This is a genomic window from Streptomyces beigongshangae (assembly GCF_019710745.1).
Taxonomy (GTDB): Bacteria; Actinomycetota; Actinomycetes; order Streptomycetales; family Streptomycetaceae; genus Streptomyces; species Streptomyces beigongshangae.
Genome location: NZ_JAHKJW010000010.1, coordinates 130,437 through 151,388, shown reverse-complemented (window position 1 = coordinate 151,388; position 20,952 = coordinate 130,437). Strand labels below are relative to the sequence as shown.

The 20,952-nt window shown below is 69.4% G+C and carries 19 protein-coding genes and 3 pseudogenes; 15 read left to right on the top strand and 7 right to left on the bottom strand.

Annotated elements, in window-relative coordinates; genetic code table 11:
• Positions 1 to 41 precede the first annotated feature (41 nt).
• A complete protein-coding gene (locus tag KM933_RS10435; RefSeq protein ID WP_221350518.1) occupies positions 42 to 791 on the bottom strand; it encodes a class I SAM-dependent methyltransferase in 750 nt (249 codons plus the stop codon).
• 817 nt (positions 792 to 1,608) lie between these two features.
• Between KM933_RS10435 and KM933_RS10430 the strand changes: the two genes are divergently transcribed.
• Genes KM933_RS10430 through KM933_RS10420 form a run of 3 tightly spaced genes read left to right on the top strand, consistent with a single transcriptional unit; the run spans position 1,609 to position 4,186 of the window.
• Positions 1,609 to 1,935, top strand: a complete 327-nt coding sequence (locus KM933_RS10430; RefSeq protein ID WP_260333327.1) for a PadR family transcriptional regulator — start codon at positions 1,609 to 1,611, stop codon at positions 1,933 to 1,935.
• The gene (locus KM933_RS10425) at positions 1,932 to 3,215 is read left to right on the top strand and encodes a tetratricopeptide repeat protein (RefSeq protein WP_221350514.1); all 1,284 of its coding nucleotides are present in this window, start codon (positions 1,932 to 1,934) and stop codon (positions 3,213 to 3,215) included. Before KM933_RS10430 ends, KM933_RS10425 begins: the two co-directional genes overlap by 4 nt.
• A complete protein-coding gene (locus tag KM933_RS10420; RefSeq protein WP_221350512.1) occupies positions 3,212 to 4,186 on the top strand; it encodes a sugar phosphate isomerase/epimerase family protein in 975 nt (324 codons plus the stop codon). The genes KM933_RS10425 and KM933_RS10420 overlap by 4 nt, the downstream gene beginning before the upstream one ends.
• Positions 4,187 to 4,429: 243 nt before the next feature.
• On the opposite strand, the pseudogene KM933_RS39180 reads toward KM933_RS10420, so the two are convergent.
• A pseudogene (locus KM933_RS39180) lies at positions 4,430 to 4,537 on the bottom strand (IS6 family transposase); the annotation flags it as partial.
• Positions 4,538 to 4,781: 244 nt separating this feature from the next.
• Between KM933_RS39180 and KM933_RS10415 the strand changes: the two are divergent.
• The 6 genes and pseudogenes from KM933_RS10415 to KM933_RS10390 all read left to right on the top strand — a co-directional run bounded on the left by KM933_RS10415 (position 4,782) and on the right by KM933_RS10390 (position 9,380).
• Positions 4,782 to 6,440 carry a molybdopterin-dependent oxidoreductase gene (locus KM933_RS10415; RefSeq protein ID WP_221350510.1) on the top strand — a complete coding sequence of 553 codons (1,659 nt, stop codon included), beginning with the start codon at positions 4,782 to 4,784 and terminating at the stop codon, positions 6,438 to 6,440.
• An 86-nt stretch (positions 6,441 to 6,526) separates the two neighbouring features.
• Positions 6,527 to 7,177, top strand: a complete 651-nt coding sequence (locus KM933_RS10410) for a fasciclin domain-containing protein (RefSeq protein WP_221350509.1) — start codon at positions 6,527 to 6,529, stop codon at positions 7,175 to 7,177.
• A 196-nt stretch (positions 7,178 to 7,373) separates the two neighbouring features.
• A complete protein-coding gene (locus KM933_RS10405; RefSeq protein WP_221350610.1) occupies positions 7,374 to 7,958 on the top strand; it encodes a sigma-70 family RNA polymerase sigma factor in 585 nt (194 codons plus the stop codon).
• Positions 7,955 to 8,716: an anti-sigma factor gene (locus KM933_RS10400; protein ID WP_221350507.1), complete on the top strand. Its 762-nt coding sequence runs from the start codon at positions 7,955 to 7,957 to the stop codon at positions 8,714 to 8,716. Before KM933_RS10405 ends, KM933_RS10400 begins: the two co-directional genes overlap by 4 nt.
• A gap of 137 nt (positions 8,717 to 8,853) precedes the next feature.
• Positions 8,854 to 8,964 (top strand): annotated as a pseudogene (locus tag KM933_RS10395) (aminoglycoside phosphotransferase); the annotation flags it as partial.
• Entirely contained in the window at positions 8,961 to 9,380 is a 420-nt protein-coding gene (locus tag KM933_RS10390; RefSeq protein WP_221350505.1) for a hypothetical protein, read from the top strand. The pseudogene KM933_RS10395 and the gene KM933_RS10390, both read left to right, overlap by 4 nt.
• 112 nt (positions 9,381 to 9,492) lie before the next feature.
• Here KM933_RS10390 and KM933_RS40580 read toward each other — a convergent pair whose 3' ends face one another.
• A complete protein-coding gene (locus KM933_RS40580; protein ID WP_430727298.1) occupies positions 9,493 to 9,930 on the bottom strand; it encodes a transposase family protein in 438 nt (145 codons plus the stop codon).
• Between the two features lie 316 nt (positions 9,931 to 10,246).
• On the opposite strand from KM933_RS40580, the gene KM933_RS10380 reads away from it, so the two are divergent.
• The gene (locus KM933_RS10380) at positions 10,247 to 11,050 is read left to right on the top strand and encodes an AfsR/SARP family transcriptional regulator (protein ID WP_221350501.1); all 804 of its coding nucleotides are present in this window, start codon (positions 10,247 to 10,249) and stop codon (positions 11,048 to 11,050) included.
• A 34-nt stretch (positions 11,051 to 11,084) separates the two neighbouring features.
• Here KM933_RS10380 and KM933_RS10375 read toward each other — a convergent pair whose 3' ends face one another.
• From KM933_RS10375 to KM933_RS10360, 4 genes are all read right to left on the bottom strand, one after another.
• Complete coding sequence (locus tag KM933_RS10375) at positions 11,085 to 12,023, bottom strand: NAD-dependent epimerase/dehydratase family protein (RefSeq protein ID WP_221350499.1); 939 nt, start codon at positions 12,021 to 12,023, stop codon at positions 11,085 to 11,087.
• Positions 12,020 to 12,604 (bottom strand): dTDP-4-dehydrorhamnose 3,5-epimerase family protein, encoded by a 585-nt coding sequence (locus KM933_RS10370; RefSeq protein WP_221350497.1) that lies wholly within the window; start codon positions 12,602 to 12,604, stop codon positions 12,020 to 12,022. Before KM933_RS10370 ends, KM933_RS10375 begins: the two co-directional genes overlap by 4 nt.
• Positions 12,605 to 12,608: 4 nt before the next feature.
• Positions 12,609 to 13,841 (bottom strand): class I SAM-dependent methyltransferase, encoded by a 1,233-nt coding sequence (locus tag KM933_RS10365; protein ID WP_221350496.1) that lies wholly within the window; start codon positions 13,839 to 13,841, stop codon positions 12,609 to 12,611.
• 79 nt (positions 13,842 to 13,920) lie between these two features.
• Positions 13,921 to 15,183, bottom strand: a complete 1,263-nt coding sequence (locus KM933_RS10360) for a nucleotide disphospho-sugar-binding domain-containing protein (protein ID WP_221350494.1) — start codon at positions 15,181 to 15,183, stop codon at positions 13,921 to 13,923.
• 197 nt (positions 15,184 to 15,380) lie between these two features.
• On the opposite strand from KM933_RS10360, the gene KM933_RS10355 reads away from it, so the two are divergent.
• The 5 genes and pseudogenes from KM933_RS10355 to KM933_RS10340 all read left to right on the top strand — a co-directional run bounded on the left by KM933_RS10355 (position 15,381) and on the right by KM933_RS10340 (position 20,936).
• A complete protein-coding gene (locus KM933_RS10355) occupies positions 15,381 to 16,670 on the top strand; it encodes a nucleotide disphospho-sugar-binding domain-containing protein (protein WP_221350492.1) in 1,290 nt (429 codons plus the stop codon).
• A gap of 144 nt (positions 16,671 to 16,814) precedes the next feature.
• Positions 16,815 to 18,332: an MFS transporter gene (locus tag KM933_RS10350; RefSeq protein ID WP_221350490.1), complete on the top strand. Its 1,518-nt coding sequence runs from the start codon at positions 16,815 to 16,817 to the stop codon at positions 18,330 to 18,332.
• A 210-nt stretch (positions 18,333 to 18,542) separates the two neighbouring features.
• Positions 18,543 to 18,755 (top strand): annotated as a pseudogene (locus KM933_RS40575) (methyltransferase family protein); the annotation flags it as partial.
• A 119-nt stretch (positions 18,756 to 18,874) separates the two neighbouring features.
• Positions 18,875 to 19,621, top strand: a complete 747-nt coding sequence (locus tag KM933_RS10345) for a methyltransferase (RefSeq protein WP_221350608.1) — start codon at positions 18,875 to 18,877, stop codon at positions 19,619 to 19,621.
• 43 nt (positions 19,622 to 19,664) lie between these two features.
• Positions 19,665 to 20,936 (top strand): nucleotide disphospho-sugar-binding domain-containing protein, encoded by a 1,272-nt coding sequence (locus KM933_RS10340; protein WP_221350489.1) that lies wholly within the window; start codon positions 19,665 to 19,667, stop codon positions 20,934 to 20,936.
• Positions 20,937 to 20,952 lie beyond the last annotated feature (16 nt).

Genomic DNA, 20,952 nt, shown 5'->3' with positions numbered 1-20,952 from the left:
AAGCGGGACACAGATGAACCTAGATGAAAATGATTATCAGATCAACTAGTGAGTTGATCTTCCTGTGCGCGTTCCGCGACCCACAGCCCCAGTCCTGGACCACCCGCACTGCGAAACCTCAGCCCCGCCTCTGCGGCCTCGGCCGCCAGCGCGTCCTCCGAGGCGACCCACCACCGGTATTCGACCGAGGTCCCGGCCAACGGCTCCCCTCCGCGCAGAACGCTGTAGTCCATGCGCCACGTGATCTCGTCGGCGCCCGTGGGACGCGCACTCGCCCAGCCTTCGTAACGCAGCTCGCCGACGACGGCCTGGGCCATCCGCACACGCTCCACCCGCACCGGAGCGAACGGTGGGGCGACGTTGAACACCAGCATCCCGCCCGGGGCGAGCTGGCGGGCGGCACGGCCCCACAGCGCACGCCGCTCCCCGGGCGGCAGGTGACCGATCACATTCAGTGCGACCACCGCACGCACGCCATCGGGCCACTCGGCGCTCGCGCAGTCACCGGGAATCACCGTGACACGCTTGCGCAGGTCGCCGTCCTCATGGACCCGGGCGAGCAGGACGGCGCGCATGGCCGCGGACGGTTCGACCGCGAGGACCCGCGCCTGCGGCAGCGCGTCGCAGATGACACGCACACCCCGGCCGGATCCGGCTCCGAGGTCCACCACGACGCCGGCGTCGGCGCGGATAGTCGACAGGACATCCGCCAGCGCCGGGGCCAGCGGCCCCCACGCCTCGTCGATCATGAGGTCGAGGTACTCCGCGGAACGCTCATAGGGGTCACTCATCGCTGCTCCTGAAATCCGGTGCCGGACAGTTCGTCACGAGCGGACGCACACCGGGCACGACGGCCGACCGCGCAGGGCGGGACAGACGTCGAACAGTCGGGAGACCTTCGCACCAGGGCGCGCGACACTCGACCGGTACGGTAATCGATAATGAATGTCATTACTAGAAAGCGTGGTTCCGCCCGTGCGCCCGTTCACACCCGACGGGTTCCACGTGCACGCACCTGCTGGTGGTGCTCCCGGCCGGGCCGCTCCTCAACGCCACTGCGGCTGACCTGACCTGACCCGACCCGACCTCGTCGTCGCGCCCGTCACAGGGAGTTCGCCGGACCTGTCGGGCGCAGGGCCCCATCACGCCCTCGCGCCAGGCCCGGCGCCGGCGTTCCACCAACCGCACGCTCGCCCGCAAGTCCTTTCCGCTTTTCCCGAGGCACGCGAGGAGCGGGGAATCCGGGCACCCCACCCTCGGGTCATCGCTGGGAATCCCTTCAGTTTCCGAACTCCGAGGCCGCGCACTCCTCCACGGAGGAACCCCCTCACCCCGGCCGGCCGGCGCGGTCCGACCTCGCCGTTCTGGTCCCCCGTACAGCCGTACGGGGGAGGTGGACCCCGACCTGGGCGCCCGTTTGAACCTCACCACAGCCACCGTGCCGGCCCTCCGCGCACCGGCCGACATCAGCGACCGTTCGCCAGCCGAAAACCGTACAGGCCGGGCAGCAGACCTACGGCGCCAGGCTCCCTGAACTGCCGCAGAAGGAAGTTGCTCTGGCGATCACCCCGACCCCTATGTAAAACTCTTACTATGGCCTCTGTGCGAATGACTGTCGCCGTGGCAAAGGTGCTGCGGGTCTTCCTCGAAGACACCGCGCAGCCCCGCTACGGCTACGAACTCATGCAAGTGACCGGCTTTCCCAGCGGGAAGCTGTACCCGATCGTGGCCCGGCTGCAGGCGGCCGGTTGGCTGATCAAGGAACAGGAGGACATCGACCCGTCCGTGGCCGGCCGCCCTCCCCGTCGTATGTACCGGCTCAGTCCCGACGGGATTCAGACGGCTCGGTTCGAACTGGCCGCGCTCAGTGAACAACTACGCCCGCCTGCTGAGGGAGTCCAGGGCATTCTGCGTCCGGAGGGAGGGGCTCTGTGAACGCAGCCGCCGTCGTGATCGGTGTCGTTGTTGCCCTCTTGGGGGCGGTCGCATACCTCGTCGTGTGCGACCTGCTCAGCCAGGAGATCCGTGCTCGTCTCTTCCGACTGCCGTTCTTGATCCTCCGGATGGCCGCTCGCAAATTACCGGCGGAGCTGCGTACCGACATTTACGAAGAGACGTGGTTGCCAGACGTTCATTACATCCTGAGCAGCGAGCAGACGGGACCGGTCACTCGGCTGATCAAGGCCACCGGTCACGCCCTGTCCTTGTGGCTGAGGCGCGGTGGTGTGCACATGGCCGAAGCGCTGACTGCGATCACTCCTCCCTCCTTGGAGGGTTTCGAGGACATCCGCGCTCTGCCCGCGGCTCGCCGCAGGGAGTTCGGGGTGCTGACGGCACGGCTGCACTCACTGCTCCAGCGTCCGGCCGACGCGTTCGACCACGATGCCGCGGTACGGCTCCTCACTGTTGTTGTGTCTGCGTGCGAGGCGTGCATCGATGACCGGGATGAGGTAACAGCCCAGGGCCTTGCTGAGGCCGCCCGTCCGTTGGCCGAGAGCCTGAACCCCGACCATCCGGCCGTCCTCGGCGTACGCCGTGTCTATGCGCATGTGCTGCTCCAGCTCGGCCGATTCCAGCGAGCCGAGGCGCTGCTGCGTGAGCTCAGCGCGGGCGAAGTCCGGCTTTTCGGCCCCGGCACCCCCGAGACGTTCCAGACGCGCCGCCTGCTGGGCTGGGCCCTGGTGGGCGAGGGCCGCTTTCAGTCGGCCGAGACGGAATTCCGCTCCCTCGCGGCGCAAGTGCCGCACAGCGCCGCCTCACTGCGGCTGCACATCCGATGCATGCACTCCTGGACAATTTTCTGCCAGGGCCATCGGCATGAGGCAGAGGACGGCTACGACATGGTCATCGATTTCCGGTCGCGCGAGCTGGGGCCCGACCATGCCGACACCCTCGACGCCCGGCACTCCCAGGGAAAGATGTTCGTGCTGTCCGGGGATGGGCCACGGGCCTGCACGGTCCTCCGGCCGCTGCTGGCCGACCGCAAGCGGGTCCTGGGGACCCGCCATCCGGACACACTGGAGACCCGCAAGTACCTTGCTATCGCCCGTTCGCTTACGCTTCCTCGCCGCAGCGGCCTCGCGCACCGCATGATCCTCCGCGAACTCCGGCACATCGTGCGAGCGCAGACGGGAAGGCACGGGCCCGGCCACCCCTGCACCCGCGACACCCAGCGGTGGCTCGCCATGCTCACCGGATCGACGGAGGTCCAGTGAAACTCGGACTTCTCACCGCATGCCTGCCCTGGCTGTCCCTCGACGAAGTCGCATCCTGGGCCGCCCGCACCGAAGGGTATGAAGCCCTGGAGGTGGCGGCCTGGCCGACCGGTGGCACACACATCCACCACGCCGCACACCTCGATGTTGCCAACTTCTCCGGCGATGACGCCGAACGCGTCCGGAAACTGATGGAGCGGCACGGCCTCACCATCTCCGCAGTGACCTACTGCGACAACAATTTGCACGGTGACAGCAAGGAACGGGACCGCATCCACCAGCACCTGCGGGCCTGCATCGACGCCGCGGCAACCCTGGGTGTCCCTTACGTTGGCACGTTCATCGGCCGCGACATCACACGCTCGGTGGACGACAACATCGAACTGGCCGAGCGCGTCCTTCCGCCACTGTTGGAGTACGCAGCCAAACGCGGCGTTCGCCTGCTCGCAGAGAACTGCCCGATGGAGGGGTGGCACCCCGACGGTTATCCCGGAAACCTCGCCTATTCCCCTGAACTGTGGGACTGGATGTTCGACCTCGGTGGCCACCGCTCCGGCTTTCTGCTCACCTACGACCCGTCCCACCTGCCATGGCTGGGCATCGACCCCATCGATGCCCTGGACCATGCCTTGGAGCGCGGCATGGTCGCGCACTTCCAGGCGAAAGACATCGAGATCAACCAACGGTTGCGCACCCGTTACGGCGTCTTCGGCAAGACGGTGGGACGCACATCGCCGACGGACGTGGGCTGGTGGCAGTACCGCATTCCAGGGCTCGGCAACCAGCTCGACTGGAACTGCCTCGTCGACAGGCTTTACAAGGCTGATTACAACGGTGCCGTCGCCGTGGAGCACGAGGATCCCGTATGGGGCGGCACACCGGACAGGACCAGGGTCGGGTTGCAGAAGGCCGCTGACCACCTGCGGCGCTTCATCGTTCCCGAGCAGCCAGAACTGCGGAACGTCGCGTGACTACCCGGCCGTCGACAAAAGCCCGGCACGTGGCGATCAACGTGCGGGAAGGGCGAGGGCTCTTCCCGCACGCCCCACGGGTTGCAGTCACCGACGAACAGGTGCTGGCCTTCTGGGAGCGACGATCGGCGTGGGCACTGTCACGTTGTTGGGTGCGTGACTGTCTGACGGCGCGTCGGGGCGTGATGGGCTTTGGGGCAGGGCAGGGCCGGGCAGGACAGGGCCGGGCAGGACAGGTGTCCAGGCCGTGGTGGACCGGCCAGCAGCGCCGGTGAACTGGTCCCAGCTGGCGAAGCGGACGGTCATCTCGGCCCGGTGGTGATGGGCGGGCCCCAGGTGACGGCGGGGCCGGGCCGTGCTTGGGCGGCCGGCCGTTCGTCTCCGTGCCGTACTGCCCGAGTGCCTGACGCACCCGTTTTTCCGCAGGCGAATTTCAGAAATACAGGTTGTCCTTCGATGACAACAAACTGGGATTCCGGCCCACGGATGACGTGGTTGATACGAAGCTGCACGGCGAAATGTTTGGTCCGAAACCCATATTTCTTCGACGGGACGAGCGGGCAATCCGCGAGCCGGTCTGTTCCGGATTCCCCGTGTGAGCGAAGAAGAGAAACTGCCGGGGGCCCGGCCCGCCTGGCGTCGTCGTCCACTCGGGGCCGTCAGCGGTCTCCTGGCGGCCTGCGCGGCACTGGCGGTCGCGGAGCTGGTGGCCGCGGCAGTACGGCCGCAGGCGGGGCCGGTGGTCGCGGTGGGGTCCGCAGCCGTCGACCGCACGCCGGCTGCGGTCAAGGACTACGCGATTCGCCACTTCGGTACCGACGACAAACTCGTCCTCCAGCTCGGCATCCTGGCGACCCTCGCCGCTCTCGCCCTGCTCCTGGGAGTGCTGGCCGCGGACCGGCGTAGGGCCGGGGCCACGGGCGTGCTGCTGTTCGGAGTGGTAGGCGCGTGGGCCGCGACGAGCCGTCCCGACTCGACGAGCTGGACGGACGCCCTGCCCTCCGCGGTCGGCGTGATCGCCGGGGCCGGTGTGCTGTACGTGCTGACGGGACGGCTCGGCCCCGGCAAGGCCGCACACACGCCCGCGCCGGATACCCAGTCGCGCGGGGTCGCCCCCGCAGCCACCGGGCCGGACGGCCCGGCCGCTGTGACGAGGGAAGCGGGCTGGGACCGGCGCGGGTTCGTCGTCGCGGCCACCGCCGCCGCGGCGGCCTCCACAGCGGCAGGAACCCTCGGGAGGGTGCTCACCAGCTCCCGGGGCCGGGACGCCGCGGCCTCACGCAGCACGGTGGTGCTGCCCGCTCCGGCATCGGCCGCCGCCCCGGTGCCGAAAAGGGCGCAGCTGCGCGTCCCCGGCGTCAGTTCGTTCGTGACGCCGAACAAGGACTTCTACCGGGTGGACACCGCGCTGGTCGTCCCGAAGGTCGACGCCACCGCCTGGCGGCTGCGGATCCACGGCAAGGGCGTGACCCGCCCGATGACCGTCACCTTCGACGACCTGCTGCGCCGGGAACTGATCGAGCGGCACATCACCCTGACGTGCGTCTCGAACGAGGTCGGCGGGCCGTACGTGGGAAACGCCCACTGGATCGGCGTACGGCTCGCCGATCTCCTGGCCGAATGCGGAGTGGAGCCGCCCTCCGAGGGCGGGCCGGCGGATCAGCTGGTGGCGCGTTCGGTCGACGGCATGACGATCGGGAGCCCCGTCGAGGACGTCATGGACGGACGTGACGCGTTGCTCGCGGTCGGTATGAACGGCGAGCCGCTGCCCTTCGAGCACGGCTTCCCGGTCCGCATGCTGGTGCCCGGTCTGTACGGCTACGTGTCGGCGTGCAAGTGGATCGAGGACATCGAACTCACCACGTTCGACTCCTACGACCCCTACTGGGTGAAGCGGAAGTGGGCCCGCAAGGCGCCCGTCAAGACCCAGTCACGGATCGACACCCCCAAGCCGTTCGCCCGCCCCACGGCCGGCACCGTCATGGTCGCCGGCGTCGCCTGGGCCCAGCACCGCGGCATCGACAAGGTCGAGGTCCGTGTCGACGACGGCCCCTGGCAGCAGGCCGACCTGGCGGCCGAGGACACCCGGGACACCTGGCGCCAGTGGTCCTTCCCCTGGAAGGCGATCCGGGGCGGACACACCCTGACCGTGCGGGCCACCGACCGCACCGGCCGGATCCAGACCGAACGGCGCACCCGCACCGTCCCCGACGGGGCCAGCGGACGGCACTCGGTGGTGGTCACCGTCGACTGACCACACCTCCTCCCGCGCCCAGCTCCCCCTCAAGACGTGCGCCCCCTTTTTTTGACCATGCATCACATTCCGTCAGGAGAAAAATCATGAATACTCGTATGCGCCGTGTCGCCGTCGCGATCACCGCCGCCGCCGTCCTGCCCATCGCCCTGACCGCCTGTTCGGACGACGGCAAGGACACCTCCTCCTCCACCTCCGACAAGGCATCCTCCCCCGCGAGCGACAACGCCACCACAGGCTCCGGCGGCACGGCGTCCATGGACGAGCCGTTCGGCCCCGCCTGTTCCACGGTGCCCCAGGACGGCGCCGGCTCCTTCGACGGCATGGCCAAGGACCCGGTGGCCACCGCCGCCTCCAACAACCCGGCCCTGTCCACGCTGGTGACCGCGGTGAAGAAGGCAGGCCTGGTCGACACCCTCAACAACGCCCAGGACGTCACCGTGTTCGCGCCGACCAACGACGCCTTCGCGAAGATCCCCAAGGCCGACCTGGACAAGGTCCTCGCCGACAAGGCCCAGCTGACGAAGATCCTCACCTACCACGTGGTGGGCCAGAAGCTCACGCCCGCCGACCTGGAGGACAGCTCCTACCCGACGCTGGAGAAGTCGGAGCTGAGCGTCTCGGGCTCCGGCGAGTCCTACACCGTCAACGACTCCGCCAAGGTCGTCTGCGGTAACGTCAAGACCGCCAATGCCAACGTGTACATCGTCGACACCGTCCTGATGCCCAGGAGCTGACCGGCGGACCGGTCCGGCCCCACCCGCAGCGGTGGTGGCCGGACCAGCCGGCCCCGGATGAACCCCTGCCACGCCGCGCGCGCCGTTCGCGCAGCGCGACGCCCTCCACACGAACCGTCGAACGCGGCAAGCCGAATGCCCGATAGCTTCGGACTACCGGTACAAGGCATGTCCTTCTGACCTGGAGCGTGGCGTGGTGAAAGAGCCGGTGCACATCGGACGGCATCCGTCGGCCCGACCCGACCTGGAGAAACTCCTGGCCGAGGTCGCGGGCGGCGATCAGGAGGCCTTCGCCGTCGTCTACGACGCCACGGTCTCACCGGTCCTGGGTATCGCCCGCAGCGTGCTGCGCAATCACGCGCAGTCCGAGGAAGTCGCCCAGGACGTCCTGGTGGAGGTGTGGCGCACCGCCGCCCGCTACCGGCCGGACCGCGGTTCGGCCATCAACTGGATCCTCACCCTCGCCCACCGGCGGGCCGTGGACCGGGTGCGCTCCGTGGAGGCCTCGGTCGCCCGGGAGCACAAGGCCGCGCTGCTGGACCACACCCCCGAGTACGACGAGGTCACCGAACAGGTCGAGGCCCGCTTCGAACGCGAGCAGGTCAAGCGCTGTCTGCGCACCCTCACCGACCTCCAGCGTCAGTCGGTCACCCTGGCCTACTACCGCGGGCTGACCTACCGCGAGGTGGCCGAACTCCTGGCCCTTCCGCTGGGCACCGTCAAGACCAGACTGCGCGACGGCCTCATCAGGCTTCGGGACTGCCTAGGAGTGAGCGCATGAAGACCGCCGACCTGCACACCCTGACCGGGGCCTACGCACTCCACGCACTGGGCGAGGAGGAGGCCACCGCCTTCGAACGTCACCTCGTGAACTGCGCGGCGTGCACCGAGGAGGTACGGGAGATGAGGGAGACGGCCGCCCGCCTGGGCATCACCGCGTCGATCACGCCACGCCCCGAACTCAGAGCGCACGTGTTGCGGACCATCGGCACGGTCCGCCAGTCGGGACCGCGGCTCGCCGCCTTCCCCTCCCCCGGTCCCCGTTCCCGCTCCCGCTCCCGCTCCCGCCGTATGTCACGGTGGGCACTGACCGCCTGCGTGGCCGTTGCCGCGGCCCTGGGCGGCACCACCGTCTGGCAGCACGAACGGGCCCAGGACGCCACCGAACAGGCCCGCCGCACCGAGCAGCGTGCCGACTCCCTCGCCACCGTCCTGGCGGCACCCGACGCGAGGACCCGTACCGCCCGCTTCGCGGACGGGGCCACCGGGACGGTCGTCGTGTCCAGGAGTCTCAACCGGGCCGCCTTCGTCACCGCGGGACTCACCGAGCCCTCCGCCGGGAAGGTGTACGAACTGTGGTTCGACGACGGTGGCACCATGCGGCCGGCCGGACTCCTGAACACCACGCGCCCGGTGACCGCCGTCCTGATGAGCGGCGGAGTCGGCAACGCATCCGGCATAGGTCTCACCCTGGAGCCCGCCGGGGGCTCGACCAGACCGACGTCCCCACCGATCGCACTGGTGTCCTTCCCCACCTGAGCAGCGAGCCGCTGCCAGGAAGCGCAGTCGGGTGGAAGGAGCGTTGCGGACGATCAGTGAGTTTCCCCGTGATGTTGGAGACTCGATGCTTACGCTGCGAGGGCGTGTTCTTGCTCGTGTCGCTGCCGGGTCTCCAGCTGTTCCTGCTGCTGATGGGTCAGAACGGGGACCGCGGCCTGCCGGGCGGCAAGCCGCACTGGGGGCCCGCAGGCCGGTCGGCGCTTGATCGTGCCCTGAAGGGCCTTTGACACCACCGGGCCTCTCCGGCCGCCGCGCCGCTCACTCCCGCTGTCACTTCGAAGCGGCTCCCGCAGTCACGCGCAATGACAGCCCCGTCCGCGCGGCCATCGACCGGCTGCTGGCCGGACAGATCCCGCCCGGCGGCGCCTGCGACGTCAAGACGCTCGCCCGCGAGGCGGGCATCTCCCGCGCCTCTCTCCACCGGACCTGGGGCCACCTCAAGGACGAGTTCGAGAAGCGGCGGGCAGCCGTCTGGCCAGCCGGCCAGCAGCCCGACCCCCGCGAGGCGCGCATCGCCCGACTACGGGACCTCAGCCAGCGGCTCCGCCGCGAGCTGAGCACGTTCGACAACACTCCGGTGTCGGTCTCGGAAGTGGACCAGGGTGACGACGCTGCTGGTGTTGTCACCCTGCCGCGCCGCTGATGTCGCACCACGGTGCCGGCAAGGTCGAACCCCGCAGACGACGTGATGGCCTCATGGGGTCTGCGGCGCCCTCGTATCTTTGCGCCATGACGAGCGAGAGAGAGCCACAGTTCTACATGAACCGCTGGGGTGACACGTCGGATCCGGTCCCGGAGCGACGCGGAATTCGCCAGGATGCTTGCGCGTGTTTCGGCCAGTCCAGGCCGCAACCCCGAGGTGCGCGAAGGAGGCGGAGCAGGGTGTCCTTGCCGGTGGCAACGGTCATGCGTCCGCACAGACTGGCGCCGGCACGTCCGCCCAGAAACAGGGCGATGTCAGTGAGCTGGGCGGTGAGGGCATTCGTGCGGCGAGCACACCGATGCGTCGGGTCCGGGATCTGCTCAGCGAAGGTTCGACGCTCGCAGCTGCCATTGGCACACACGAAACGACGTGCCCGCAAGTCCAGTCGTACCCGCCGACCAGCAACGGGACGGTCCGCCAGACACCGCTGGTAGTGGCGGTGCACACGCGAGGATCTCCATCCACATCCCGGACATGCGGCCGACTCCACCGTGGACCGCACGGCGGGACGGACCTCAGCGTCCGCAAGAACAACCTCTTCCACCTCGACTCCGGCCCCCTGAAAAAGGAGGTCAGCGAGGCGAAGCACATTCCCCACGCCAAGGTGATGCCCACCCGTCCTTGACCGTCACCACCCCCAGAACAGCGACAGAGCCCACCAAGTGGACCAGAACCCAAAGAGACCGCCACAACCAACCACCCGTTGCGGACACCCTCTGGCCTAATCGGCACCTACTGTCGCCCACGAAGCTCTGTCACCGCTGCGAGACGCGCATGGGCAAGCGTGCGAGTTAGGAGATCGGACTGTGAACATCACCTTATTGGGGAGGCTCGGAGCGGTGCTCGACGGCGTCTCGGTGGTGCCGAGTGCTGCGAAACCTCGGCAGATTCTCGCTCTGCTCGCCCTGCGTCCTGGGCAAGTGGTGACGGTGCCGACCCTGATGGAGGAGATCTGGGGCGAGGACCTGCCCCGCAGTGCGGCCACGACGTTGCAGACGTACATCCTGCAACTGCGCCGCAAGATCGCGGCCGCTCTGGGCGACCAACAGGCCCGGCAGCCCAAGGACATCCTGGTCACCCAGCACGGCGGCTATCTGCTGGAAGTTCAGGCGGGGCACATCGATGCGCAGGAGTTCGAGCGGCTGTGTGCCTCCGGGGGCGACGCCCATGAGGCGGGCGACTTCCGGACCGCCGCCGCGCTGCTGCGTGCCGGCCTGGACCTGTGGCAGGAGACCGCCCTCGTGGACGTCCGGGTGGGCAGCGTCCTCGAACTGGAGAGGCTCCGGCTGGAAGAGCGGCGGATGTCCGCTCTGGAGCGGCGCGTCGAAGCCGATCTCTGCCTCGGGCGGTACGCAGAGATCGTCCCCGAGCTGCGAGTCCTGGTGGCCAAGCACCCCATGCACGAGAATTTCTGCGCCTATCTGATGACCGCGCTGTACCGGTCGAACAAGGCATGGCGGGCGCTGGAGGCCTATCAGCGGTTGCGCGGCTCGCTCGTCGAGGAGCTCGGCCTCGAACCCTCACCGCCACTCCAGCGACTGCACCAGTCGATCCTCTCCATGGATCCGGAGGCGCAGCACGCACACGTGCCCCTCTCCAGAGCGGACTGAACGGACCGACGGCCGGCCTGCGTCGGCGCACTCGTCAGCGCACGGTGTCCCACATCGCCTCCATGGAGTCGGCCAGCGTACGGCGGGGCCGCCAGCCCAGCGCCCGCCGTGCCCGCCCGATGTCGACCCTGATCCAGTCCGCGCCGGCGCTGCGGCTGTTCACCTCCGCCACGTGCTCCCGGACGGACCCCGGCGGCAGCCCGGCGGCGGCGGCCAGCGCGCGCACCAGCGTGCAGATGGTGGACGCCGTGCCGCTGCCTATGTTGAGCAACGGCTCCGCGCAGGGGCCGTACGCCGCGGTGACCACGGCGTCGACGGCGTCCCTGACGTCCACGTAGTCCCGACGGGCCGGTGCGACCGTCACGTCCAGCCCTTCGGCGGGGTCCGCCCTGCGCATGCTGCGGGCAAGGGATCCGAGGAAGCTCTCCATCGCGGGATACGGACCGATGGTGTTGGTCAGCCGTAGCACGACGGCGTCGACATCGCCCGCGTCGACCGCGTCGAGCACCTTCCGCGAGGCGATCACCTTCGCGCGGGCGTACGGCGACCGGGGACGGGGCTCGACGTCCTCGTCCGTCGCGACACCCTCGGGAAGCGGGCCGTACTCGTGGATGGTTCCCAACTGGACCAGGCGGGCGCGCCATGGCAGCCGCCGCAGCGCGTCGATGATCGTCTCCACGGGGCGGACGTTGGAGTGGTACATCTCCGCGTCGGTCCGTCCCCAGCCCAGCGTCGCGTTGACTACCGTTCCGACCCGTTCGGCGGCCAGGAGCGCGGCGAGTTCCCGGCCGCCGCAGGCGGCGATGTCGAGCGGGAGGAACGGGAGCCCGCCGGGCGGCTGCGTCTCGGGAACCCGCCGCCGGGCCACCGCCAGGACGCGGCCGCCTTGGGACGCGAAGGCGGCGCTGATCTGCCGGCCCATGCATCCCGTGGCGCCTAGGACGGCGACGGTGGGCATCGCCTCCGCGCTCACTCCCTTCTCCCGCAGTCCTCGTACCGCGGCAACAAGCCCTTGGCCTGCGCCTCGGCCAGGCTGGGAGCGGAGAGGTCGCGGTCGGAGACGATGAATTCCAGGTCGTCGGGCCACGGCAGGGCGAGCCGGGGATCGAGCGGATCGACGGCCAGTTCCAGCTCCGCCCGGTAAGGGGTGGACACCAGGTACGACATGACCGTGTCCTCCTCCAGGGCGAGGAAGGCATGCCCGACGCCCTCGGGGAAGTACGCGGCGCGAAAGGTCCCGGAGTCCATGGCGATGGCGTCCCACGCGCCGAAGGTGGGCGAGCCGAGACGGATGTCCACGACAACGTCGAGGGCGCTGCCGCGGGCGCAGTGGACGTACTTGGCCTGGCCGGGCGGAGCGGTGGTGAAGTGCAGGCCGCGCAGCACCCCCTTGGCCGACCTGCTGTGGTTGGTCTGTGCCACGCGGAACGGACGGCCCACAACGGAGAGGAACGGCTCTTCCTGGAGGGGGGAGACGAACAGTCCACGCCGGTCCGAGTGGACTTCGGGGGTGAACTCGAAGGCGCCTTCGACGGCGAGTCGGCGGATGCGCACGGGATCAGACGATTTCGAGTGCGGGCAGGGGGAAGACCAGCCTGCCGCCGCGGGCCATGTACTCGCGCTCCCGCTCAAGGAAACCGTCCCGGTAGATCCAGGGAAGTACGAGCAACTGGTCCGGCTTGCGGGACTTGGCCTCTTTCTCCGACACGATGGGGATGCCGGTGCCGGGTGTGAAACAGCCCCATTTCTCCTCGCTCGGTTCGCCGATGCACTCCAGTTCGTCGGGGCCCAGTCCGCAGAACTGCAGGATGACGTTGCCCTTGGTGGAGGCTCCGTACCCGAGCGTCCGCCTGCCCGCCTTGCGTGAGTCCGCCAGCAGTTCGACGAGCTGTTCCCGGTAGCGGTGGACACGTTCGGTGAACGCCTGGAACGGCGCCATGGTGTCCAGGGCGAGCGCGCTCTCGCGGGCCCGGATCCGCTCGACTCCCGCGAGGTCGACCCGGTGCCGGGCGGGGTTCTTGGCCAGGACGACGTTGAGACTGCCGCCGTACACCTCGGTCAGCTCCGCGCTGATCACGGTCAGTCCGGTGCGCTCGGCCATCCACTCGATCTGTCGCAGGCCGTAGTACTCGAGATGCTCGTGACAGACCACGTCGTAGGCGGTCGCCTCCAGCATCGCCGGCATGTAGCTCTGCTCCATCAGCCACACCCCGTCGTCAGCCAGGATGTCGCTGACGTCCTGCATGAACTCCAGGGGCCGCGGCAGGTCGTAGAACATCGCGATCGACGTGACCGCCTTGGCCTTGCGGGAGCCGAAGCGGTCCGTAAATGCCTTGGCGGAGAAGAAGTCGGCGATCAGCTCGGCGCCGGCCGGGTAGCGGTCGCGGAACTTCCCTGCGGACGGGTCGACGCCGACCAACTGCGGCCCGTCGGCGGGGTAACAGCGCAGCAGCGTCGCGTCGTTGCTGCCGATGTCCAGCACCAGGTCGTTGGAGCCGATGTCGACCATCCCGGTGAGCATGTCCACCTTGCTCCGAAGGTGTTCGATCATGAACGGCCGGATCCCGGAGCGATAGGCGTAGTGATCGCCGTACATCAGGGAGAAGTCAGCGGTGTGGCGCAGTTGCAGCAGGCCACAGCCGACGGGCGAGCACCGGACGAGTTCCAGCGGGACGGCAGGCACGTCGGCGTCGGGGCTGGTGGGGAACACACACGTCAACGTCTGTGCGCCCAGGTCGAGCACGGGCAGCAGTTCGTGGTTGCCGCAGATGCGGCAGGCATCGATGGCCATCGCGGTAACTTTCAGCCAAGGGGCCCAGGGCCCGCGGAACTCCGCGCACGCGGAGCTGGGACGTTCACCGTGCAGCCGGTCAGGAACGGTCACGGAACTGTGCGGTGAGCCTCTCCAGGGTGGGGACGATGTCGCCGGGCGCCGGCAGCGCGAGCCAGTCCGCGTGCAGCGCGTCGGCGCCGGCCTGGAAGGAGGGTTCTTCCACGAGCCGCAGCAACTGCTTGCGCATCTCGGACGTGGAGTCCTTCTGGTGGTCGACGGTCAGGCCGGCGCCGAGGCCGGTGACGTAGGGCGCGTAGAGATGCGCCTCCAGACCGTCCATCTCGATGAGCTGCGGCACCCGGTGGGCAGTCGCGGCCGACATGGTCCCGCCGGCCCCGTGGTGGACGATCGCCGAGCAGGTCGGCAGCAGCTGCGCCAGCGGGATGTAGTCAATGGTGCGTACGTTGTCGGGAACCCGCTGGTCCGCCAGCTGGGCTTCGTTGAAGGTGGCCACCACTTCGATGTCGAGGCCGTCCATCATGTCCAGCATGGCGGAGATCAGCGGCTTGTTGATCATGTAGTTCCGCATCGACGCGCCCAGCGTGAGCGCCACCCGCGGCCGCTCGGGCCTGGGGTGCAGCCAGCCGGGCAGAGCGGTGGCACCGGTCGAGGGCACCCTCCTGACAGGGACCGTGCGGACGTCGGTGAGGCGGGGCACCTTCGCCGGTGTGGGGTCGATGCTCCACTGACCCAGCAGCAACTCCTCGTCCACCGGCACGCCGTAGCGTTCGGCCACCGGGCCGACGAGTTCAGCCAACGGGTCCGCCAGGCCGGCCGCCAGGTGCCGTGCCCTGCCCCAGCCCAGGTAGTCGGGCGCCCACAACGAGCGTGCGTGCGCCGCTCCGCAGGACCGCGCCGCCACCGCGGCGGCGAGCCAGACCCCCTCCCACAGCACCAGGTCCGGCTGCCAGCCCTGGGCGAACCTCACCAGGTCGTCGGCGCCCGGGTTGGCGTCCTGGGGCGTGGCACCCTCCGGGTGGAATATCCGGATCTCGGGCACGTAGTAGGAGCTGTACATGTCCCAGGGGTAGGAGCGGTCGGCGGGCGCGATGCCCAACCGGTCGGCCAAGGCCGCTCGTTGCTCCTCCCCCGTCACGTACTCGCCGATGGTCGCCAGCGCGGGCATGCCGGTGTCCTTGCCCAGCGGGACCGCCGACAGCCCGGCGGCGGTGATGGTGTCGGCCAGATCGGGGTGGGAGGCGACGCACACCTCGTGCCCCGCTCCCTGCAGGGCCCATGCCAGCGGTATCTGAGGATAGAAGTGAGCCTGTACGGGCCACACCACGAACAGGACGCGCATCGGGTCTCCTCCCGGTGTCCTTCGCCGACTGAGCGAGATCGTGCCGGAGGCGGCTAGAAGTCCACTACACCACCGCTGGACCTGCACCTCTCTCCGGCTCGGAGGAGGCGGGCGGAGGGAGCGGCAGGCTCAAGCCGGATCCGAGAGCCGTTGCCCATCGTGGTGGCGTATGCCCGCCCCAGAGCAGGAGTCGCCCCATGCGCGTTCTCTTCACGGTGTGGCCGGCCCCGGCCCACCTCAACACGATGGTTCCGCTGGCCCTGGCCCTGCAGGCCGCGGGGCACGAGGTACGGGTAGCCTCGCACCCCGATCTGGCCGGTGCCGTCACCGCTGCCGGGCTGACCGCGGTGGCCCTGGACGCTGCGGGCGGGATGCCGGCCCTGTCCACCGGCGGTGACTACGTGCCCGGCGAGGCCGAGCGCGAACAGCTCGCCGCTGTCTGGGACGTCGCGCCCGACGAGCGTCAGCAGTGGACGATGGTCACCACCTACCTCCTCACCACGCTGCGCATGTTCCACCCCGTCCAGCTCGCTCCCGGGGACCCGCATCCCGGCGCGGACGGCCTGGTGGAGTTCGCCCGCGCGTGGCGGCCGCACCTGGTGCTGTGGGACCCGTGCTGGCCGGCCGCGGCGGTCGCCGCACGGTGCTCCGGCGCGGCACAGGCACGTCTGCTGTGGGGCCCGGACTACTGGCAGTGGGCCCGCGACAAGTGCGAGGCGCACGCGGCCGGGATGGCGGCCGGGGTGACCGATCCGCTGCTGGAGCCGCTGCGCACCGCGGCGCGGCGGTACGGCGTGGAAGCCGACGACGAGTTGATGTTCGGGCAGTGGACGATCGACCCGACCCTGGAGGACGTACGGCTGCCCGCCGCCACCCGCACCCTGTCGATGCGCCGACTGCCCTACACCGCGCCCGCGGTCGTGCCGGACTGGCTGCTGCGGTCCTCGTCGCGGCCCCGTGTCGCGCTGTCGCTCGGTACGTCCGGACGGGACTTTTGGAGCAACGGCGCGATGGTCGGCGCGCTCCTGGAGACGGTGGAGGGCTTGGACGTGGAGGTGGTGGCCACCCTCAACGAGCGCCAGCTGGCCGGGCTGAAAGTGCCCGACAACCTACGGGTCATCAGCTACCTTCCGCTCAACGAGCTGCTGCCGCACTGCTCGGCGATCATCCACCACGGCGGCGGCGGAACCTTCACCGCCGCGGTGGCCCACCAGGTCCCGCAGCTCATCGAGGTGGACGACGGGCCCGAGGCGGAGTTCTACGCGGCGTGCGCCGTCCGCCACGGCGCCGGACTGCCCCTCAGCCATAGGAAGGACTCCGTGCCCGCGATGCGCGAGCGGCTGCTGAGCGTCCTGAACGACCCCTCGTTCCGGCGCGGGGCCCGCTCCCTGTACGCGGACTGGGCGGCCATGCCGAACCCGCGAGACGTCGTCCCGGCCCTGGAGCGGCTGGTCGAGCTGAGTGCACCGTCCGCCGCGCGGGCGTGATCCTTCGGTTCGGGGCGCGCGCACGTGAACCGCGGTGCGCGGGTGGGCATCCGGGTCCAGCCGGACTCGAGCGGGAATCGAGCGGCATCGGGAACACTCGACTTCTTAACCATGTCCCCCACGTCCCGTTGCAAGGAGAATGCCATGAGCTCTGCCCTTGATGAGGAGGCTGCTCCCCCAGCCCCTGACCCTCATCGATGGCGTGCGCTGGCCGTGCTGCTGACCGCCAGTTTTCTGGACCTCGTCGACTCCACGATCGTCAATATCGCGCTCCCCAAGATCCGCGCGGACATCGACGCATCGTTCGCCGAGATCCAGTGGATCACAGGTGGTTATACGCTCACATTTGCCATCGGCCTGATTACCGGTGGCAGACTCGGCGACATCTTCGGCCGCAAGAGACTGTTCCTGATCGGGGTCGGCGGATTCACGATCGCCTCGGCGCTGTGCGCCGTCGCCGGCAGTCCGGAAATGCTGATCACCGCACGCATCCTTCAGGGCGCCATGGCCTCGCTGATGGTCCCCCAGGTCCTGTCCATCATCCATGTCACCTTCCCCGCCGACGAGCGGGGCAAGGTGTTCGGCATGGTGGGCGCGATCTTCGGTATCGGAGCCGTCGCCGGGCCGCTCATCGGCGCCGTGCTGACCGAGTGGAACCTCTTCGGCCTCGAATGGCGCCCCATCTTCCTGATCAACCTGCCCATCGGCATCGCCGGTCTCCTCATCGGCCTGCGGGTGATCAACGACTCCAGGGCGCCCGACGCCCTGCGCCTGGACCTCGTCGGGGTGTTTCTCGCCGCCGCCACCATGCTGGCCCTGCTGTACCCGCTCACCCAGGGACGTGAACTGGGCTGGCCCGCCTGGAGCTTCGGCTGCCTGGCCGGCAGCCTGGTGCTCGTCGTCGTGTTCGTCCTGTACCAGCGCTCGCGGCTGCGGCAGGGCAGGTCGGCGCTGGTCGAACTGCCGCTGTTCCGCTTGAAGAGCTTCGCGGGCGGAATCGCGCTCCAGCTCACGTTCTCCGTGTCGTTCGGCATCTTCGGCCTGGTCGGCGGGCTGTACCTGCAGATCGGCCTGGGCTGGAGCCCCTTGCGGGCGGGCCTGGTGACGATCCCGCTGTCCATCGCCGTGGCATTGCTCGCCGGCCGCTCCATCAAGTCGTTCGTCCCGAGGTACGGGCGCAAGGTGCTCCAGGCAGGCACTCTGATCATGCTCGTCGGCGCGCTGCTGTACCTGTGGGAGGCCCGGCACTTCGGCACCGACATCCAGGCGTGGCACGTGCTGCTGGCGATGGCGGTGGTGGGTGTGGGCATGGGCCTGATCGTCGCGCCGCTGTCCAGCGCGATCTTGTCCGAAGTGCCGTTCGCCCACGCTGGATCGGCCTCGGGTCTGGTCAGCACGACCATGCAGTTGGGCACCGCGATCGGGCTCGGCCTGACGTCCTTGTCGTTCTTCCGCAGCCTCGACGGCTCGGGCGGCCGCGGCCCCACGGCCGACGACTACATCAACGCCTTCAGCACCTCCATGTGGTGGGTGGCGGCCGGTTTCGCGATCGTCTTCCTGCTGGTCTTCGCCCTCCCGAAGGACGGAGGCGTCTTCACCTTCACACCGCCGCCGGAGGAGGAGACCGACGGGGAGTCCGCAGCGGCGGCCCCCGCTCACTGACCCAGCTCGGCACAGCCCGTTCCGCACGCCCGCCCGGCGGCGGAACGGGCTGTGCCGTACCGGGACAGGGCGTCGCCCGCACCTCTGCGTCCTCCGCAAGCCGCTCTGTATCGCCCCTCAAGTCCGCTCGGACACCGTAGGAGTACGACGCGCCCGTGACCGGGCCCGCGACGGCTTCCTCCCCGCTCCCTGATCCGGAAGGCACCCACGATGGCATCTGCTCAGCACGACACCGCCGAGCTCAGCGCGCGGTTGTCCGAGCACATGAACGGTTACCTCTACACGGCCTCGCTCTACACCGTCACCCGGGCCGGTGTCGCCGACAAGCTCGCCGAGGGTCCCCGCCCCCCCATGGAGCTCGGCGAGTCCACCGGACTGCACGGCCCTCACCTTCGGCGCCTGATGCGCTACCTGGCCACCAGGGAGGTCTTCCGCGAGGACGCGGAGGGGCGGTTCCATCTCACGCCCATGGCGGAGCTGCTCCGCGAAGGGGTACCCGGCTCGCTCAGGGACAGCTTTCTCATGATGGGTGAGGACCTGTACTGGAAGCCGATCGCCAAGCTGCACGAGACCGTGCGCAGCGGCCACACGGTCTTCGACGACATCTTCGGCGCCCAGTTCTTCCCGTACCTCCAGTCGCAGCCGGAGCTGGCCTCNACGACATCTTCGGCGCCCAGTTCTTCCCGTACCTCCAGTCGCAGCCGGAGCTGGCCTCACTGTTCAACCGTGGTGCCGCCGGGTTCTCCCGGCTCTGGGCGCAGAGCGTCGCCGAGGCATACGCGTTCCCGGTCGGCTCCAAGGTCATCGACGTCGGCGGCGGCACCGGCGGTCTGCTGCGCGCGGTGCTCGCCGCCAACCCGACGGTCACCGGTGTCCTGTACGACCAGGAATCGGTCATCCCCGAGCACCAGTTGGACACCCCGGAGATCGAGGGCCGCTGGAGTGCGCAAGCCGGCGATTTCTTCCAGACCGTGCCGCAGGGCGCCGACTACTACCTGCTCAAGTCGGTGCTTCACGACTGGAGCGACGAGGACTGCCTGCGGATCCTGAAGGCCGTCCGCTCCGGGATGCGCAAGGACAGCAAGCTACTGGTCGTCGACCCCGTCATCCCGCCGGGCAACGAACCCGACGCCAGCAAGACCATCGACGTGATGATGATGGTCGTGCACGACGGCAAGGAGCGCACACAGGGCGAGTTCACCGAGATCCTCGCCAAGGGCGGTTTCAAGGTCGTCCGCGTCCTGCCGACGAACTCGCTGATGTCGATCGTCGAGGCCGAGGTCGCCTGAGCCGCGATACCACCCGCCCCGCCGGCAGCCAGAGGAGTTCGCCATGCGCGTCATGATCGTGGTCTGGCCCCTGACCGCACATCTCCACCCGGCCCTTCCGATCGCCTGGGCGCTTCAAGGAGCCGGACACGACGTCTGCGTCGCCTCCCACCCCGACCTCTCCGGTGCCATCACCGACGCGGGAGTCAACGCCATCGAGCTGGGCACCCCGGACACAGTGCCCTCGCCTGCGGCGGTCGGGGACTTCCTGCTGCCGGCGGAGGACAGGGAACGGCTCACCGCGGCGCTGTCCGTCCCTCCGGACGACGACCTGTGGACGACGTTCAGCACGTACACACTCGCGGCCTCGCGGCTGTTCCACCCGAAGGAGAACGCCGGGCAGGACCGCTGGACGAGCGTGGACGCCCTCGTCGAGGCAGCGCGCGGCTGGCACCCCGACCTGGTGCTGTGGGATCCCAACTGGCCGTCGGCCGCCGTCGCGGCGCGGGTCTGCGGTGCCGCCCAGGCCCGTCTGCTGTGGGGGCCCGACTACATCGGCCGGGCGGAGCTGCTGATCGACGGGCACCGCAAGGAACTGGCCGACGCCGGGCTGCGGGACCCGGTGGCGGAGACCGTCCGGCCCGCGGCCGAGCGGCACGGCGTGGACGTCGACACGGAACTGCTGCTCGGCCGGTTCACGATCGACCCGATGCTCCCCGACATGCGGCTGCCGTTCCGCGGCCGGACGGTTCCCGTGCGCCGCATCCCGTACGCGGGGCACGCCGTCGTGCCTCGCTGGCTCGACGCGGCGCCCGAACGCCCGCGTGTGGCGCTGTCGTTGGGGACCACGCAGCGCGCGTACCGCAACGACCTGGGGCTGGTCGAAACGCTCCTGGAGGCGGTGGACGGCCTGGATGCCGAGGTGGTCGCCACGCTGGACGCCTCCCAACTCGCCGGTCGGGCCGTTCCGGACAACGTACGAACCGTCGACTACCTGCCGCTCGATCTGCTGCTGCCGACCTGTGCGGCGATCGTCCACCACGGAGGCATCGGCACCCTGTCGACCGCGATCGCGCACGGCGTGCCCCAACTCGTCGTGAGCGATGAAAGGGCCGTGGCCTACGCGTCCAACGCGCGCCACGTGTCCGCGCGCGGCGTCGGGCTGACCGTCGACGCGGCGCGGCCGGCCGCGGAGATACGCCGGCAACTGCGGCGTCTGCTGACCGACGCCGGCTTCCGGGAGAACGCGGACCGGCTGCGCACGGACTGGCTCTCGATGCCCAGTCCGAACGACATCGTACCGACCCTCGAACGACTCACCGCCGCCCGACGCTGACCGGCCAAAGCTCGCA